Annotated in this window: 15 protein-coding genes; 5 read left to right on the top strand and 10 right to left on the bottom strand. The window is 41.7% G+C overall.

What is annotated here, in order from left to right; translation table 11 throughout:
- Window positions 1-22: 22 nt before the first annotated feature.
- The gene (gene glnD / locus ACTG7X_RS00895; RefSeq protein ID WP_439256676.1) at window positions 23-2,620 is read right to left on the bottom strand and encodes a bifunctional uridylyltransferase/uridylyl-removing protein GlnD; all 2,598 of its coding nucleotides are present in this window, start codon (window positions 2,618-2,620) and stop codon (window positions 23-25) included.
- A gap of 112 nt (window positions 2,621-2,732) precedes the next feature.
- Window positions 2,733-3,536, bottom strand: a complete 804-nt coding sequence (gene map, locus ACTG7X_RS00890; RefSeq protein WP_439256865.1) for a type I methionyl aminopeptidase — start codon at window positions 3,534-3,536, stop codon at window positions 2,733-2,735.
- A 127-nt stretch (window positions 3,537-3,663) separates the two neighbouring features.
- On the opposite strand from map, the gene erpA reads away from it, so the two are divergent.
- Together erpA and ACTG7X_RS00880 are read left to right on the top strand one after the other, a co-directional pair.
- Window positions 3,664-4,005, top strand: a complete 342-nt coding sequence (gene erpA / locus ACTG7X_RS00885) for an iron-sulfur cluster insertion protein ErpA (RefSeq protein ID WP_439241107.1) — start codon at window positions 3,664-3,666, stop codon at window positions 4,003-4,005.
- 15 nt (window positions 4,006-4,020) lie between these two features.
- Entirely contained in the window at window positions 4,021-4,386 is a 366-nt protein-coding gene (locus ACTG7X_RS00880; protein WP_439256675.1) for a YacL family protein, read from the top strand.
- Window positions 4,387-4,432: 46 nt separating this feature from the next.
- Here the strand turns inward: ACTG7X_RS00880 and ACTG7X_RS00875 are convergent, their stop codons facing one another.
- The 5 genes from ACTG7X_RS00875 to proQ all read right to left on the bottom strand — a co-directional run bounded on the left by ACTG7X_RS00875 (window position 4,433) and on the right by proQ (window position 10,262).
- Window positions 4,433-5,062 (bottom strand): MBL fold metallo-hydrolase, encoded by a 630-nt coding sequence (locus ACTG7X_RS00875; protein ID WP_439256674.1) that lies wholly within the window; start codon window positions 5,060-5,062, stop codon window positions 4,433-4,435.
- A gap of 74 nt (window positions 5,063-5,136) precedes the next feature.
- Window positions 5,137-5,700, bottom strand: coding sequence for a DUF882 domain-containing protein (locus ACTG7X_RS00870; protein ID WP_439256673.1), 564 nt, complete (start codon window positions 5,698-5,700; stop codon window positions 5,137-5,139).
- 98 nt (window positions 5,701-5,798) lie between these two features.
- Complete coding sequence (locus ACTG7X_RS00865) at window positions 5,799-7,271, bottom strand: L,D-transpeptidase family protein (RefSeq protein ID WP_439256672.1); 1,473 nt, start codon at window positions 7,269-7,271, stop codon at window positions 5,799-5,801.
- 78 nt (window positions 7,272-7,349) lie between these two features.
- Window positions 7,350-9,422, bottom strand: a complete 2,073-nt coding sequence (gene prc, locus ACTG7X_RS00860; protein WP_439256671.1) for a carboxy terminal-processing peptidase — start codon at window positions 9,420-9,422, stop codon at window positions 7,350-7,352.
- A 99-nt stretch (window positions 9,423-9,521) separates the two neighbouring features.
- Window positions 9,522-10,262 (bottom strand): RNA chaperone ProQ, encoded by a 741-nt coding sequence (proQ, locus tag ACTG7X_RS00855; protein ID WP_439256670.1) that lies wholly within the window; start codon window positions 10,260-10,262, stop codon window positions 9,522-9,524.
- A 190-nt stretch (window positions 10,263-10,452) separates the two neighbouring features.
- Here proQ and lysC point away from each other — a divergent pair, with 190 nt between their 5' ends.
- A complete protein-coding gene (lysC, locus tag ACTG7X_RS00850) occupies window positions 10,453-11,805 on the top strand; it encodes a lysine-sensitive aspartokinase 3 (RefSeq protein WP_439241120.1) in 1,353 nt (450 codons plus the stop codon).
- Window positions 11,806-11,869: 64 nt separating this feature from the next.
- Here lysC and lptG read toward each other — a convergent pair whose 3' ends face one another.
- Together lptG and lptF are read right to left on the bottom strand one after the other, a co-directional pair.
- A complete protein-coding gene (lptG, locus tag ACTG7X_RS00845; protein ID WP_439241122.1) occupies window positions 11,870-12,940 on the bottom strand; it encodes an LPS export ABC transporter permease LptG in 1,071 nt (356 codons plus the stop codon).
- A 7-nt stretch (window positions 12,941-12,947) separates the two neighbouring features.
- On the bottom strand, window positions 12,948-14,051 hold the full coding sequence (gene lptF / locus ACTG7X_RS00840; protein WP_439256864.1) for an LPS export ABC transporter permease LptF: 1,104 nt from the start codon (window positions 14,049-14,051) through the stop codon (window positions 12,948-12,950).
- A 149-nt stretch (window positions 14,052-14,200) separates the two neighbouring features.
- On the opposite strand from lptF, the gene ACTG7X_RS00835 reads away from it, so the two are divergent.
- Window positions 14,201-15,658 (top strand): leucyl aminopeptidase, encoded by a 1,458-nt coding sequence (locus ACTG7X_RS00835; RefSeq protein WP_439256669.1) that lies wholly within the window; start codon window positions 14,201-14,203, stop codon window positions 15,656-15,658.
- Between the two features lie 34 nt (window positions 15,659-15,692).
- Here ACTG7X_RS00835 and cmoB read toward each other — a convergent pair whose 3' ends face one another.
- Entirely contained in the window at window positions 15,693-16,658 is a 966-nt protein-coding gene (cmoB, locus tag ACTG7X_RS00830) for a tRNA 5-methoxyuridine(34)/uridine 5-oxyacetic acid(34) synthase CmoB (protein ID WP_439256668.1), read from the bottom strand.
- Between the two features lie 114 nt (window positions 16,659-16,772).
- On the opposite strand from cmoB, the gene rng reads away from it, so the two are divergent.
- Complete coding sequence (rng, locus tag ACTG7X_RS00825) at window positions 16,773-18,248, top strand: ribonuclease G (RefSeq protein WP_439256667.1); 1,476 nt, start codon at window positions 16,773-16,775, stop codon at window positions 18,246-18,248.
- Window positions 18,249-18,338: the final 90 nt, after the last annotated feature.

Genomic DNA, 18,338 nt, shown 5'->3' with positions numbered 1-18,338 from the left:
CCCTGTTCAACAGGGGAATTTTTTATCCCAACCGCTCCAACAAAAACACCTCCAACTGATGTCGCTCGGTTTCATTTAATGCCTTATTCTGTGCATTCGTCAGCATAAAAAAGTCTTCCGCTCTGGCACCGACGGTGGTGATTTTGGCGTTAATAATATTCAGATGTAGCTCGCTGAAAACTTGGCTGACAGCTGCCAATAAGCCCGCTTTGTCTAAAGCAAACAGTTCCATTTCGGTGTGTTCGGCTTTTTTGGTGTCGAGAAAACGCACGTCCGTTTTAACCTGAAAATGCGCCAATTTAGGATTGCTTGAACTGGACAAAATGGGCAGCTTTTCTTGGGTTAAGGCGGTGGTGAGGCTTTTTTCTAAATCACGGCGGCGATCAAAGGGCAATAAGTCGCCGTTCAATTCCGTGACAATAAAGGTATCTAACACATAACCATCTAGGCTCGTGCTGATTTTAGCATTATGAATACTGATTTTTTTCGCCCCAATGGTGGCCACGACTTTGTAAAATAAATTAGGTTGATCTTGGCAATACACAAAGACTTCCGTACCACCGTCGGAAAAACGGTTACTGATTTTGACCAGGGGTTGTTGGGTCATCTTTTCAAGCAATTCAAAATGCCAGACCAATTCTTTTGGCGTATTGCGTAAGAAATAATCATCAGGGCAACGTTGCCATAAGGTTTGAATAGGTTGTTGCTGAGATGGGTTGAGCATACTCAGCGCCTGATGACGATTTTCATCAATGGTTTTCTGATTATCCAAAAGCTGATCCATACCTTGGGCAAATTGTTTCAAGGTGGATTGATACAAAGTGGTGAATAAGGCCAATTTCCAACTGTTCCACAGCGTCTGATTGGTGGCGCAAATATCAGCGACGGTTAAACAAAGCAATAAATCTAAGCGAACTTTATTTTGCACCTCTTCCGCAAAGGCCATCACCACTTCAGGATCGTAAATATCACGCCGTTGTGCCACCGTTGACATCAATAAATGCTGTTTGACTAACCATTCCATGCAAGCCGTTTCTCGGGCGTCAAAGCCATGCTGTTGAGCAAATTTCCGCACGTCCTCCGCCCCAAGTTCCGCATGATCACCACCTCGCCCTTTGGCAATATCATGAAATAAGGCACTGATATAAAGCAACGTGCGGTCAGCAATAGTGGGAAACACTTGATGACAAATGGGGTAATCTGATTCACTTTCTGGCTGTAAAAAACGCTCTAAAGTGAGCAACACTCGCATGGTATGCTCGTCTACGGTGTACACATGAAATAAATCAAATTGCATTAAGCCCTCAATGCCTTGCCATTGGGGAAGATAGGCGCTGAAAACGCCATATTGGTGCATGGGGATAATCGCCCGTGCAATGGCGTTGGGCTGTGCTAAGACACGTAAAAATTTTTCTCGAGCAAGCGGCAATTCACTAAGCGGTTTGCGTTGTTGCTTTAAGGCAATATGCAACTGGCGTAGCACAGAGGAATGAATCTCAGCCTGTGGTTGGACGGTGAGATGATAGAATAAATCCAGTATGGTGTCGGGTTCAGTAATAAAGCCATTTTCTTGAATTAAACAAATCAAATTATTTTGCAACAGAAAATGGCGGTCTAAAAAAATACGTGAATTCTGCACCGCACTTTTATTTAACACAAAACGCCCGACCAGAAAATGCTCTCGATAATGTTTGGTTAACACATCACTTAGCCCCGAAATGGTTTGTAAGGCTTGAAAAAAGCGTTTCATCATCTGCTCAACGCCTTGATTGCCGTTGCCTTGATAGCCTAATAATTCGGCTATTTTCACTTGGCGATCAAACAATAAGCGGTTGTCATAGCGTTTTAAAATTAAGTGTAAAGCAAAGCGCACTTTGAATAAAAATTGCTGATGATTTTGCAATAACTCATATTCTTCGGGGTACAGCAAGCCCGCTTGTAAAATTTCTTGTAAGGTGATGGCGTGGGAATGGCGTAAGGCAATCCAGTAAATCAGGTGCAAATCACGCAAGCCACCGGGGCTGTATTTGATATCGGGTTCTAGGTTATAGCTCGTATTGTTATAGCGTTGATAACGTTGTTGTTTTTCCTCGACTTTCGCCTTAAAAAACGTTTCTCTTGGCCAAAAATCGGGTTGGCTTAAGAGTGCGGTTAATTTTTCAAAATTTTCTGCGTTGCCGCAAAGATAGCGGCTTTCCAATAAGTTGGTGGCAATGCTAATATCCGCACGGCCCTGTTCGTCGCATTCACTTAAAGTACGTACACTGGCCCCCACATCAAAACCGCAATCCCATAAGCATTGAATAAAATCCCTGAGCTTTTGCTCGACCTCTGGGGAATTTGGTTGTTCAGATAAAATCAAAAAATCCAAATCGGACAAAGGAAACATTTCTTGTCGCCCATACCCCCCGACCGCAATCAAAGTTAAGGGCGCATGATCTAATTGGAACTGTTGCCAAAGCTGACAAAGGAGCTGATCGCAAAATAAAGTGCGGTGTAAAATCAGGGCATTTACGTCCGTTTGCGCAAAATTATTTAACTCTTGCTGTTTCAGCAATTCTCGCTGTTGTTTGATGTGGGTTGGGGTGAGTGTTTGCATAAGGTTGTTTCTATTGGACATTTTACAGCCTCTCCCATTGGGAGAGGACGGCGAAAATCCGTAGGATTTTCGGGAGGTGAGAGTTGTGTTTTTCCCTCACCCTAACCCTCTCCCAAAGGGAGAGGGGATCTTTTTACTCGTTCACCATAAAGCGTGTAATGCGCCCTGTTTTTTCTTCTTCTTCACGAATAGTCATCACTTCACAGCCGTTTTCCGTCACCACAATTTGGTGTTCATATTGGGCGGAATGGCTACGATCTTTGGTTTTGACGGTCCAACCGTCGCCCATTAAGCGGACTTCTTTTTTGCCGGCGTTAATCATAGGTTCAATGGTAAACACCATGCCTTTTTGTAACACAACGCCACCGTCATCGGCATAATAATGCAACACTTGCGGTTCGCTGTGGAACTGATCGCCAATACCATGGCCACAGTATTCACGCACCACGCTAAAGGTTTGTGATTCCGTATATTTTTGCACCGCTCGGCCAATTTCTTTTAAACGAATCCCCGGTTTCACGGCTCGCAACCCCACATATAACGCCTCTTGTGCGGCCTCAACCAGTTTTTGGCTACGAATATTGGTGTCGCCCACAATATACATTTTGGAATTATCGCCATAATAGCCGTCTTTAATCACGGTCACATCAATATTTAAAATATCCCCATTTTTCAAAATCTTATCATCACTTGGAATACCATGACAGACGACTTCGTTAAGGGAAATACAGGTGGCTTTCGGAAACCCGTGATAATTCAAACAGGCGGGAATCACTTTTTGTTCGTTCACCATATAATCATGGCAGATACGATCCAATTCGCCCGTACTCACGCCCGCTTTAATATGCGGTTCAATCATCACTAACACATCCGCCGCTAATTTGCATGCGACTCGCAATTTCTCAATTTCTTGTTCTGTTCTTAATGGAATGGACATCATCTTATCTCTTGATCTAAAAATATTGCCTATATAATAGCACTAAACCCGATTGAAATAAAAATATCCTTGAATGAATTAGTCGGTTATTAGATAATGGCAGAAATTTTTATTGTGGGAAAATGTGATGTCAGAGATTTCAGTACCAATTAATTTTACCGATGCGGCCGCTAACAAGGTGAAAGCATTGATTACCGATGAAGAAAATTTAGCCCTTAAATTACGTGTTTATATTACCGGTGGCGGTTGTAGTGGGTTCCAATATGGTTTCACCTTTGATGAAAAAGTCAATGATGGCGATTTAACTGTGGAAAATTCAGGCGTCCAACTGGTGGTGGATCCCATGAGTTTGCAATATTTAATCGGCGGGACCATTGATTATGTTGAGGGCTTAGAGGGTTCCCGTTTTGTGGTGCAAAATCCAAATGCCTCCAGCACTTGTGGTTGTGGATCGTCGTTTAGTATCTAATTTTCTTTTCAATTCATGGATTTCCAATTTACCCTGTTACAAGGTCAGGTCATAGCAAAATGTTCCATGGAGCATTTTGCTGTTGCCAACTGGTTTAATACGGAAGTCCCCTCAAATTCTCAATTAATTTCCACCGCACTTGCACAATTACAGATAGCCAAATCTTTCACGCCAGAGCAAGAAAGCCAACTGTTTGGTAAAGAATATAGCCTATTTATTAATGCGGATGAAGTAATGATTCGTGCCAATAATTTGGCTATTCATCAAGATACCACGGAATTAGAACCGGATTTTCATTATTACGATGAAGAAAGTATCGCCTTTCTCGGCTTGGAAGATTTTGAGCGGTTTTTGCGATCTTATTTGGAATTTGTCGGCTAATTTCACCGAGATCAGGGCGTATAGCCTACGCCCATATTTCAAAAAGCTATTTCACAAAAGGATTATTTAATTTCTCTTGACCAATCGTGGTGTGTGGGCCATGACCGGGTAGCACCACCATATCATCAGGTAATTTAAACATTTTTTGTTTAATAGTATCAATTAATTGAGCATGGTTGCCACCCAATAAATCGGTTCGCCCAATGCCTTGTTTAAACAACACATCTCCCGTAAACGCAATGCCCTCTTGATGTTCAATAAAACCAATATGACCGGGGGCGTGACCGGGTAAATGCAGAATTTCAAAGCTAAAACCCGCAATATTTAAGATTTCGCCCTCGGTATCTAACCAACGATCAGGTACAAAAGCCGAAATTTCAAACAGACCAAATTGACGAGATTGTTGTGGTAAGCTGTCAAATAAGATCTTATCCAAAGAATGAGAACCTAAAATGTCGACTTGAAAATGCTGTTTTAATTTTTCCGCCGCCCCCACATGATCTAAATGACCATGGGTCAACAAAATAGCTTGTAAATCAAGGCCATGTTGTTCAATCCGTTTAATTAATTTCGGGGCGTCGCCACCGGGATCGATAATCGCTGCTTTTTTTTCGTCATTCCAAATCAGCGAACAGTTTTGCTGAAATGGCGTAACGGGAATGATGTCAATATTCATGTTTTTCCCTCACATAAACCAGTATAAAACAACAAAACCGCAAAAGTGCGGTCTTGTTTCTCGGTATTTTTATCTCATGAACCACGCCAAGTGCGTACTGGCCCAGTGTCTACGTGTACAAAGTTACTTCTTGGATAATAACCCACACCACCATTATGCAGACGTTCAGCAGTAGCTTTGATTTTCGCCAATGGCACGCCCTCAATACGGAAATCCACGGCTTGGCCTTTTATGTGATAACTATTTGAGGCCACACCACGTGAACGACGGTGCATACGGTTATTGGTCGCTTGGGTGCGATACCCTGAAATCACTAAGATTTCTGTATTGCGTAAGCCTAAACCAGATTGAATATTATACAATTTGGTAAATAAATTTGGATCCATGGCCCGTGAACGATTCACATGCCAATCACGCATAAACCAATTTAATTTCTGCATGGTGGCGCTAGAAAAACCTTTTCCTGCAGGAAATTCAGAGCTAAATGTTTCTCCGGTGTTAATACTTCTTAAACGCAAAATTCGTGGTTTTGGTGTGGAAACAGCCGCTAACACGGAGTTAGGTGACAATGTGGCGACACCCAACACTATTCCCCCTAAAGATAACCACTTGCGGCGACTATGGTTAATTTCTGTCATTTTTTCTTCTCTATATTGATGAATATCATTCTTACTTAGAACAACGATATTCGATTTAGTTCAAATTATTATCCGATAATTTTATATTATCTTCACTATTAAAGATATTTTTGTACCGTCGTCCAATTAATATAACTTGGTGCGGTAAGTTTACTGTCGTAACCATAAATATCTGGTGCGCTTTGCACTTTGCCGTTTTCAACCCAACTCGTGACATAATATAAATACACAGGGTTACTGGATTGAATCGGTACCGACGTGGTTTTCTTGCTGGCTAAAACACGTTGTTTTTTCTCCATTGTCCAACCGGCTTCTTTTAACAAGATACTCGCCAATTCATCTGACTTGGACACCCGAACACAACCGGAACTTAATGCACGGTCTGTTTTATTAAACAGGCTATGGTTTGGTGTATCGTGCAAATAAATTGCGTCAGAACTTGGCATATTAAATTTAAAACGGCCCAAAGCACTGTTGTCACCCGCTTGTTGGCGAATACGGTAAGGCACAGATTTTTTGTTCACATATTGTGACCAATTCACGCTATACGCACTGACTTTATTCCCGCTGCCATCAAAAATATCTAAACTCGCTCTATCGGCATAACTTGGATCTGCGGCTAATTTTGGCACAAGATCTTTACTTAAAATGGTGGACGGCACACTCCAAGGCGGATTGACCACCACGTTGCTGAGTTTACTGTACATGACGGGCGTTTTACGTGCTGGTTTACCCACAATCACACGGGAATTAAGCACTAAATTGCCATCACGATAATAGTTAAGCTGATAGCTTGGGATATTCACAAAAATTCCATTATCAAAACTTGGAATAATCCGCAAACGTTGGGCATTCAACGCTAATTTATACAATTCCGTATTGGACTTTGTGTTCCCCGTAGCCAGATTACTCGAAATACGTTGTAACGTTTCACGATATAAATGATTCTGCGACGATAAGCTATTCACAAACTCAGATTGTTGATTATTTTCCACCGCACTTAACCAGCTATCAATAATTTCATCTGACGGTTTCTCGGCTTTATAACTGTTTTGAGAATACAACCAACTTTGTGCTGCGTCGGGTACTTTTTGAGTGTAATGAATATAGCCAAGAAAAGCATCCGTTAATAAAATATCGTGCTGAATTTCTTCTACTGGTGTGGAACTGATTGCTTCCAATTCAGTAGCAGCAGATCGAGAAATACCACTTGCCACGAATGCGGCATATTCGTGTAAAAATTGCTTTTTAGCCACGTCGTCTTGCCAGATTGGCGCAAAATCTCTGGCCGCATAGATCTTCGCAACAGCTGAATTAAACTGCACCGGCTGATTGACCATTAATTCAAGCAATTTTGCTTCAGCTTGTTGCTGTTTCTCCAACGCAATACGCGCTTGTTCCGCCGCTTTCGCTTCGGCTATTTGCTGATTCGCTTGCTCGACATTAATACTTTCTTTCGGATCGACACTGGTGCTTGCATTAAAGTAATCCGACACCGTACAACTCGTACATAGCCCTGAAATCAAGATCACCAATGATGCAAATTTAAATGGTCGCGTTTTCGCTTTCATTAAATATCCTTTAATTTAAATTACACCGCACTTATTCTTCCTCGACACCCCAAATGGAATAAAGCGCGGTCAAAATTATTACTGTTTTGTTTCCGTCGTTAAGGAATGGCCTTCGGTGGATTTTGTCATGTTAGCCTTAGCCTGTTCAGCCTTAAATTTAACAAAATCAGCCGCCATTTTTTCCGTCTCTTTTAAGAAGAAATCTGGCGCTTCATAGTCTTTGGCTAAATCGTCCAGATTTTTTAAGGCTTTTTTACCTTCTCTGGCAAAGCGTGCATTCAAATCTTTCAAGCGTCGAGCGTCGTCTTTATCATGCTCCGCCTTACGGATTTGATAATTCAACGACAAGAATTGACGCTCACGACGTTCATCACGAATTTTGAGCTCTTCTTTTAACGCCACAAATTCCGGATCTTTAGCAATACGTTGTACATGTTTTTCATTTAACACATCCACTGCCTGACGAGCTTTATCTACTTCAGAATAGGTTGCCGCAGGAATTTTATCCCAAGGCAACGCATTATCTTCTTTTTCTTCGCCACTTTCTTTGGCATCAATAATTTCAGGATAGTTAATATCTGCCGACACGCCCTTTAACTGCGTACTGCCACCATCAATACGATAAAATTTCTGAATCGTATATTGAATAAAACCTAACGGTTCTTGACTCAAATCATACACAAAATTTAACGAACGACTTTGTTGTACCGTACCTTTACCAAAGGTATTTTGGCCCACAATAATGCCACGGTTATAATCTTGCATAGCAGCCGAGAAAATCTCAGAGGCCGAGGCACTATAACGGTTAATCATCACCAATAATGGCCCTGAATACACTTGGGCGTTGTCTGGATCTTCATGCACACGAATACGGTTATAGGCATCTCGAACTTGCACCACTGGGCCATCAGAAATAAACAAACCGCTCAATTCAACCGCTTCGGTTAAGGCGCCACCACCATTTTCACGTAAATCAATAATCAGTGAGGTGGCTTTTTTCTTTTTCATGTCCGCTAATAATTTACGCACATCCGCAGTTAACCCAATGTAAAAGGTCGGAATTTTAATCACTGCAACATTTTCACCGTTCACTTTTTCAACAGTTAATTTGGCCGCACTGTCCTCAATACGCACTTTATCTCGGATTAAGGTGATAATTGTATTTTTACCGCCTTTTTCTGGTTCAATTTCTAAGCGAACTTGACTGCCTTTTTTACCTTTGATTTTGTCGACAACATCTTCTAAACGCCAACCAACCACATCTTCAATTTCGCCTTTGGCTTGACCGACACCGACAATTTTATCACCCGCTTTCAGTTTTTTGCTACGAGCAGCAGGGGCACCTGGCACCAAAGATTGAATAATCGTCATATCATCTTCTTGACGTAATGTCGCACCGATCCCCTCTAAAGATAAGTTCATACTTTCATTAAAGTTTTTCGCTGCACGAGGTGACAAATAACTGGTGTGCGGATCGATTTCACGAGCAAACGCATTTAAATAAAGCTGCGTAATATCATCGGCTTTGGTTTGGGTTAAACGACGAATCGCTAAATTATAACGTTTGGTCAGGGTCTTTTTAATCTCTGGCCATTTTTTGTCTTTTAATTTCAGCTCAATAACGTCATTTTTAACCCGCTGTTCCCACAATTTATTCGCCTCTTCTGCATTTTTGGCAAAAGGCGCTTTCTTACGATCAATTTCAATTTGATCATTGCTGGTTAAATTCGGTTCATTATCCAATAAAGAAAGTGCATAAACATAACGTTCATAACGACGTTGTGTCATCAACTCATACATTGCAAAGGCAATATCCAACTTACCCTCGTTTAGCTCATCATCTAATTGTGTTGCATATTTTGTACGTAAATCATCAATATCCGATTGAATAAACAAGTTATGGCTATAATCTAATAAGTCCACATAACGATCGAAAATCTTGCTAGAAAACGCATCATCTAATTGAAACTTGCGATAATGTGATTGGGTTAAACGGGTTGTCACACGTTTCGTCGCCAAGGTATTTTCTTCGCTCGCTTGTGGTAGTTTAATATCACTCGCTTTCAATGTCGGCGCTACCGCATTGATGGCGCCCGAGAAAAAGAGGGTTGCCAATAAAACTGAAATATATTGTGTTTTCATCAACTTCATTTTGACTTTCCTAATAAAAGAAAAACATCCGCTAGGTCGCCTATAAGATGTTCAAATGCCGTCATGCCTCTGGATTGAGGTGACGGCATGAAAAGCGTATTATGCAAATAAACGATCTGCGGTGACATTCATCACCAAACCATTATCTAATTGCACACGTGCCGTATCTTTAACTATTTCTAAAATCACCGCACTTTTCACACTTTCGCCTACTTTGACTTTAATCCGTGCATTTTGCTTTAAGCTCGCCAAAGAAACTGCGGTCAATTTTTGTGGTTTTTCTGCGGAATTCGCACTGGCCGCATGCGCATTTACTGGCTTGCTGTTAGCTTTATTATACGGTTTATTGTGCTGTGGCTTACGAGCAGGGCGTTTTTTCATTTTTTCTTTTGCGGCTGCTTTTTCTGCCGCACGTTTTTCCGCCAATTTTGCTTTCGCCTCGGCCAATTGTTGTTGTGCATGTTCAACATGCTCTTGCTCAAGCACACCAACAGGATTACCTTGTAAATCCACGCGCTCTGCACCTAAACGACAACCATGTAAATAACGCCAATTAGACGTGTACTGACGTAACGCATAACGTAACTGGGTTTTGCTAACAAATTCATCACCTGCTAACGCCTCGGCTAAATCTTGGAATAAGCCAATTTTTAACGGTTTCGCCTCACCCTCGACACTAAAACAAAGGGGGAATTTTTCCGCCAAATACGCAATTACTTCTTTATTGGAATGTCTTACGTTCTCTGTGTTGGCGTTTTCCTGCTGAGCTTGTGGCGCCACTTGTGCTGTTTGTGTGTCCGCTTGTACTTCTGTTTGTGCTGTTGCTTGTTCTGTTGTCATATTAAAATCTTAGAATAAAAAATATGCCACATTTTACCGCACTTTATCCGCCAGACGCAATCATTTATGGATAAAATTTCAGGCGCTTTTATTTTTTCCCCTGAAATTCACATAAAAATATTGACAAGATTTCATTAAACCGATATTTCTATACTTTTCGTTATTTGTTTTATTTTTTGGAGAACATTTTATGTCGCATTTATCTATCGCTAAATTCGGTGGCACCAGTGTGGCCAACCATGCCGCCATGGTCGCCTGTGCCAATATCGTGATCGCAGATCCCAATACCCGAGTGGTCGTTTTATCGGCCTCGGCGGGCGTCACCAACCTGTTAGTGGCCTTAGCCAACGGCGTAGACGGCGCACAACGGAAAAAATTAATTGGTGAAATCCGTCAAATTCAAGAAAATATTTTGCTTGAATTAAAAAATGATACGCTCGTCCGTCCAGAAATTGAGCGTTTATTAAATAATATTGAATCACTTTCTGAGGCCGCTAGCTTAGCCACCTCTCCCGCTCTAACTGATGAATTAATCAGTCACGGTGAAATGATGTCAACCCATATTTTCATTGAAGTGTTGCGTGAATTAAATGCACAAGCCACTTGGGTGGATGTCCGTACCATTGTGGCCACCAATAGCCATTTCGGCAAAGCGGCACCCGATGATGAATTAACCCAGAAAAACAGTGATCTGATTTTAAAACCGCTGATTAATCGGGGAGAATTGGTAATTACACAAGGCTTTATCGGACGTGATGCAGAGGGCAAAACCACCACCTTAGGCCGTGGCGGTTCTGACTACTCTGCCGCCTTAATTGCGGAAGTGTTAAATGCCAAAGATGTGTTAATTTGGACGGATGTTGCTGGCATTTACACCACTGACCCTCGCATTGTGCCAAATGCACAACGTATTGATACCATGAGCTTTGCGGAAGCCGCTGAAATGGCGACCTTTGGCGCCAAAGTCTTGCACCCTGCCACATTACTTCCTGCCGTGCGCAGTAATATCCCTGTTTATGTAGGGTCAAGCAAAGCTCCGCAAGACGGCGGCACTTGGGTGACTCGTGATCCGCAACCACGTCCGACTTTCCGTGCTATTGCTTTACGTCGTGATCAAACCCTACTCACCTTATCAAGCCTAAACATGCTGCATGCACAAGGTTTTTTAGCCAACGTTTTCGGTATCTTAGCTAAACATAAAATTTCCGTAGATACCATCACCACTTCCGAAGTTAGCGTGGCATTAACCCTTGATAAAACGGGTTCCGCCTCCTCTGGTGCGGATCTGCTTTCCAGTGAATTGTTAGCGGAATTAAGCGAAGTTTGTACAGTAAAAGTGGATACGGGATTATCCTTAGTGGCCTTAATTGGCAATGATTTACATATTGCCTCAGGCGTCGCCAAACGTGTATTCGGCGCACTTGAACAATACCATATCCGTATGATCAGCTACGGTGCAAGTACCAATAATATTTGCACCTTAGTCCCAAGCCATCAGGCTGATGATGTGGTGCGTGCATTGCATAAAGAACTGTTTGAATAATAGAAAAAACAGATTGAACATAAACAAAAAGAGTTGATTCCCATCAACTCTTTTTTGTTGTGAATTAATCCCGTTTTCGACTCAACAGCCACCAAGTAATGATCAAAAACAGTAAACTAGGCATTAAGGCGCCCGCTAAAGGTGGAACGTTATAGACTAAACTTAATGGACCAAAAATCTCATTCACCACATAGAACAAGAAACCAAAACAAATCCCCGCCACAATTCTGGCGCCGGCGGTCACGCTACGTAGAGGGCCGAAAATAAAGGATAAAGCGAGCAACATCATCACGCCAACGGAAATCGGTTGGAATAATTTCCGCCAATAGGTTAACTCAAATTTTTTGCTATCTTGGCCAGTTTGCTTTAAAAAGCTGATGTAATCGGATAAGCCGGAAATAGACAATGATGTGGGTCTTAACGATACAATGCCTAATTTATCTGGTGTCAGATTGGTTTTCCATTTATCCATTAATTTATTTTTGGTCGTCACCTGTTCTTCACTAATTTGCGACGTATTAATATTCTTGAGAACCCATTCACCCTCTTCATACATCCCCTGATTGGCATGGGTCATTTGCTCAAGTTTACGTTGCTCATTAAAATGATAAATATAAATATCATTTAATTGCGCCCCTTCATTAATGGTTCGCACAAAAATAAAATCATTGCCATCTTTCGCCCACACGCCATTTTTTACGGACATAATAGAACCACCTGAAATAGCCTTGGCTCGCATATCACGTGCATATTGTTCTGTTTGTGGAATGCCCCATTCACCAATGATCATGGTTAAGATCACCAAGGGTAAAGCGGTTTTCATCACGGCCAAACCAATTTTTAAACGTGAAAAACCGGCAGATTGCATGACGATCAGTTCACTACGGCTGGCCAAATTGCCCAAGGCAATTAAAGCGCCCAATAAGGCGGCCATCGGGAAAAAAGTTTCCACATCTTTTGGCATGGTCAACAGCGTATATACAATCGCTTGCAGACTGTCGTAAGAGCCTTTTCCGACGCTACGAAATTGTTCCACAAATTTAATAATCGCCGATAACCCTACTAAGGTGAGCAAGGTCGCAAAAATGGTGCCTAAAATACTTTTGCCAATATAACGTTCTAAGGTATTCATCATCATTTTTCTATGCCGCCTTTGGTTTATTGAGCAAATTACGCATTTTATACATAAATGCCGTTTCCCAACTATTTAACACGATCCCCAACACAAAGAAAATCACATTCACCAACGGCATCCATAAACTTGCGTCAAGTTTCCCTGCGCCACCCGAGGATTTCAAGGAACTTTGTGCTAAGAAATAGATTAAATATAATAAAAGTGCGGGTAAAATTTTCGCAAATCTGCCTTGACGTGGATTCACACGGCTTAACGGCACCGCCAATAAGGCCATTAATGGCACCGCCAACACTAAGGTAAGTCGCCAATGGAGTTCGGCTTTTGCGGCATTGGATTTGGCTTGCGTTAACTCGGCAAAATTTAGCACGGCGGCCTCGTCAGACTCTTTGGCATCCGCGATTTGATGGCCTAAATAAGCATGATATTGTGCAAAATTGGTCACTCGAAAATCCGGTAATACCGCTGTTCCCTCAATGCGTTGGCTATTTTCCAAACTTAACAACTGGTCACCATTGGGCAAGGAGGTTAACTCGCCCGTTTCCGCCGTCACCACCGCCGGTTTAAAGTTTTTCTTCGGTTTCATTTGGAAAATATACACATCATGAATTTTATTCTGGCTAATCTCATTGATAAATAAAACAAAATCGCCATTATCGGAGGACATAAACTGACCCGAACTTAAGGCAGCCATACGTGGATTGGCTTTGGCATCTTCCACAATTTCGGTTTGTTTTTTGATCGCCCAAGGTGAAAGCCAGAGCGCATTGTAAGCGGCTAATCCTGCGGTAAACACCGATAAAATCAACACCACTTTCACCAATAGGCGAGAACCCACGCCACAAGCTCGCATGACGGTAATTTCACTTTCTGCGTATAATCGCCCTAACGTGAGTAAGATCGCAATAAATAAGGACAATGGCAACATTAATTGCGCCATGGTTGGCATACCTAGCCCAAGCAAAGACACCACTAAATCCGCAGGCACTTTACCATTTGCCGCTGAACCTAACACCCTAACTAATTGTTGACAAAAGAAAATCAGAAGTAAAATAAACAAAATAGCCACTTGGCTTTTGAATACTTCCTTGAATAAATATCTATTTAAAATCACGTTATGCCTGTTCTTGTATTGCAAGTCTTTCATCACAAGATTTTACTTGCAATTTATAAAAATTGGGGTAATTTAAACCGCACTTTGTCGGTATAAAGCTAGTCGGCTATGATACCCTATTTTTAACGATAAAAACAGTAGGAAAACAGATGAAATATTCAGCAAACACCACCGCACTTTCCAGTGCAGATGCCATTTTACTCGCTATTTTTGAACAAGGCGAACTGTCAAATACGGCCAAACAATTTGATAACACAGGGGAAATAAGTGCGCTTATCAAGTGCGGTGAAATTTCAGGAAAAATCGGGCAAATCAGCTTATTACGCCAACATGGGCAACGTTTAATTTTAGTCGGCGCAGGCAAACAAGGTGAAATCAGTGAACGTGAATTTAAACAGATTGCTCAAAAAGCCATTCAATTCGTCAAACAAACCGCCAGCAAAACCTTGGTGAATGGCTTAACGGATGTCAACATTAAAGATCGTGATTTATATTGGAATGTTCGTTTTGCTCTCGAAACCTTTGTCTCTGAAGAGTATATTTTCGATCAATTTAAAAGCAAGAAAAGCGACGTTCAACACAAATTAAGCGAAATTATTTTCCATACGGATGTGCCACAAGCAGAACAAGCGATTCAGCATGCGAAAGCCATTGCTTTAGGAGTAAAAATAGCCAAAGATGTGGCTAATTGCCCACCGAATGTGTGTACACCAAGCTATTTAAGTGAACAAGCAAAAAATCTTGAAAAACGCACCGCACTTTTAACCAGCACCGTGTTAGACGAAAAAGACATGGCGAAATTAGGCATGAACGCTTATTTAGCCGTTTCACGGGGTTCACACAATGAAGCTAAACTGAGTATTTTAGACTATAAAAATCACCCGAATCCCAATGCCAAACCTATCGTGTTAGTAGGAAAAGGACTCACCTTTGACGCCGGCGGTATTTCCCTGAAACCCGCTGCGGAGATGGACGAAATGAAATACGATATGTGCGGTGCAGCGAGTGTCTTGGGTGTGATGAACGCTTTAGTTGAATTGCAATTACCCCTCAATGTGATTGGCGTGTTAGCAGGTTGTGAAAACTTACCTGACGGCAATGCGTATCGCCCTGGTGATATTCTGACCACCATGAATGGATTAACTGTAGAAGTACTCAATACGGACGCAGAGGGACGTTTAGTATTGTGTGATACCTTGACTTACGTTGAACGTTTTGATCCGGAATGTGTGATTGATATTGCCACCTTAACGGGCGCTTGTATGATCGCATTAGGTCTGCATAACAGTGGTTTAGTTTCGACTAATGATGATCTTTCTGCCCAATTATTGCAAGCCTCACAACAAAGCCAAGATAAGGCATGGCGTTTACCGTTAAGCGAAGAATATCAAGAGCAGCTTAAATCGAATTTTGCCGATTTAGCCAATATTGGCGGACGTTTTGGTGGTGCGATTACGGCGGGGGCGTTTTTAGCCAATTTTGCGACCAAATACCCTTGGGCGCATTTAGATATTGCGGGTACAGCTTGGTTACAAGGGGCGAATAAAGGTGCGACAGGACGACCTGTTGGGCTGCTCACCCAGTTTTTGATTAATCAAGTGAAATAATAAAGCACAAGGTGCGTTTATTCGCACCTTAATTTTATTTATTGGCAATAATCACCGCCCTTTTCGGTGCGGGGTAGCCCTCAATAGTTTTACTGTGATCTTCTGGATCTAAAAAATCAATCAGGCTTTCATTGTCTAACCAATCTGTTTTACGCTGTTCTTCCAATGTCGTCATGGCTTGATCCACACAACGCACATGACGAAAACCGACTTTTTGTAACCAGTTAATCAAACAGGCAACAGAGGGAATAAAATACACATTTTTCATTTTGGCATAACGATCTGTTGGCACCAGTACTGTATTCACATCACCATCAATCACCAAGGTTTCTAGCACTAACTCGCCCCCTTTGCGGAGTTGATCTTTCAGCTGGCTTAGGTGATCTAAAGGTGATTTGCGATGATATAACACGCCCATCGAAAACACCGTATCAAACACACCCAACGGTTGCATTTGTTCAATGCCTAAAGGAATTAAATTCGCTCGGCGGTCATGATTGAGCAGTTTACGAACAGCCTCAAATTGGCATAAAAATAATTCTGTCGGATCAATACCGACCACCATTTTAGCCCCCTCGCCGACCATTCGCCACATGTGATAACCACTGCCACAGCCCACATCTAAAATGGTACGATCTTGCAATGGGGCTAAATGCGGTAATACCCGATCCCATTTAAAATCTGACCGCCATTCACAATCAATATGTACGCCATACAGATGATAAGGACCTTTTCGCCACGGCATAAGCTGTTTGAGATGATAAACCAAACGCTGTTGTTCACCGTCTGATAACGGCAAATCTCGCACCGATTTCACCGCGGTTTTTAAATCAATCTGATCAGCCGTTAAGTGCGGTAAAAAATCTACTACTTTTGCCCATTTAGCATAATCACCATGGGTTTGTTTTTCCCATTGTTTGAGTTGCAAGGGCAATGTTTCCAACCACGCCGATAAATTAGTGGTCGCAATTTGTTGATAAAAAGGACGAAAATCAATCATAAAATTCACATAAATTTGAGAAAGGTCACATTTTACCTGATTTGTGCTTGTATTTCTATTTTACTTTTCGCTATCCTAGTTCATCATTTTTAAATTTAGGAAGTTGGAACTCAAATGAATTCCGTTGAATTATTAGTCAATATTACCCCGAACGAAACCAGAATTGCCTTGATGGACTCGGGGATTTTAAAAGAAGTCCATATTGAACGCCAAGCCAAACGTGGTATTGTCGGGAATATTTATAAAGGTCGTGTAACACGTGTTTTACCTGGTATGCAATCCGCTTTTGTGGATATTGGTTTAGAAAAAGCCGCTTTCCTACACGCCTCCGATATTGTTTCACATACCGAATGTGTGGATGAAGATGAACAAAAGCAATTTGTGGTGAAAGACATTGCTCAATTAGTTCACGAGGGACAAGACATTGTGGTACAAGTCGTCAAAGACCCGATCAGCACCAAAGGGGCAAGATTGACAACCGATATTACGCTCCCCTCTCGCTATTTAGTCTTTATGCCAGAAAATAGCCATGTAGGCGTATCACAACGTATTGAAAGCGAAGAAGAAAGAGCGAGATTAAAAGCCCTTGCCGAACCCTATTGTGATGAACTTGGCGGTTATATTGTGCGTACCGCAGCAGAGGGCGTGAGTGAAGAAGAATTAAAACAAGATGCGGATTTCTTAAAACGTGTTTGGCGAAAAGTCATGGAACGCCGAGCTAAATATAAAACGAAAACAAAAATCTATGGTGAATTAGCCCTGACGCAACGAGTATTACGTGATTTCATTGGGCAAGGCATTGAAAAAATCCGTATTGATTCCAAGCTCTGCTTTGCGGAAGTGAAAGAATTTACCGAAGAATTTATGCCTGAACTGACCGATAAATTAGTGTTATATTCTGGTGATCAGCCGCTATTTGATGTGTATGGGGTGGAAAGTGCTATTAATATCGCATTAAATAAACGAGTTAATTTAAAATCTGGCGGTTATTTAATTATTGAGCAAACCGAAGCCATGACCACCATTGATATTAATACGGGGGCATTTGTCGGTCATCGCAATTTGGAAGAAACCATTTTTAACACCAATATTGAAGCTACTCAAGCCATTGCACAACAATTACAATTACGTAATTTAGGCGGTATCATTATTATTGATTTTATCGATATGCAAACCGAAGATCATCGTCAACGTGTCTTACAATCCTTACAGGAGGCGTTAAGTAAAGATCCGGTGAAAACTAACGTCAATGGCTTTACTCAACTGGGTTTAGTGGAAATGACCCGTAAGCGTACACGTGAAAGTTTAGAACATATTTTGTGTGACGATTGCCCTGCTTGCCAAGGACGGGGACACAGTAAAACAGTGGAAACCGTGTGTTATGAAATTATGCGTGAAGTGATTCGGGTACATCATTTATTTTCCAGTGAACAATTTACCATTTATGCCTCACCTGCGGTGGCTGACTATTTGATTAAAGAAGAAAGTCATGGCTTGTTGGCGGAGGTGGAGATGTTTATTGGGAAACAGGTTCAAGTGCGTCCTGAGGTGTTTTATCATCAGGAACAGTTTGATGTAGTGGTGATGTAAGTGGGATTTCGCCCACAGGGCGACTTACTTTTTCTTTGCTTGTGGTAAGTTCGGATTTCGCCCGATGGGCGACCATACTTTCTTTTGCTT

Source organism: Lonepinella sp. BR2271 (assembly GCF_051851515.1).
GTDB lineage: Bacteria > Pseudomonadota > Gammaproteobacteria > Enterobacterales > Pasteurellaceae > Lonepinella.
The sequence above is the reverse complement of the archived record's forward strand: the minus strand, read 5'-3'. Positions and strand labels throughout refer to the sequence as shown.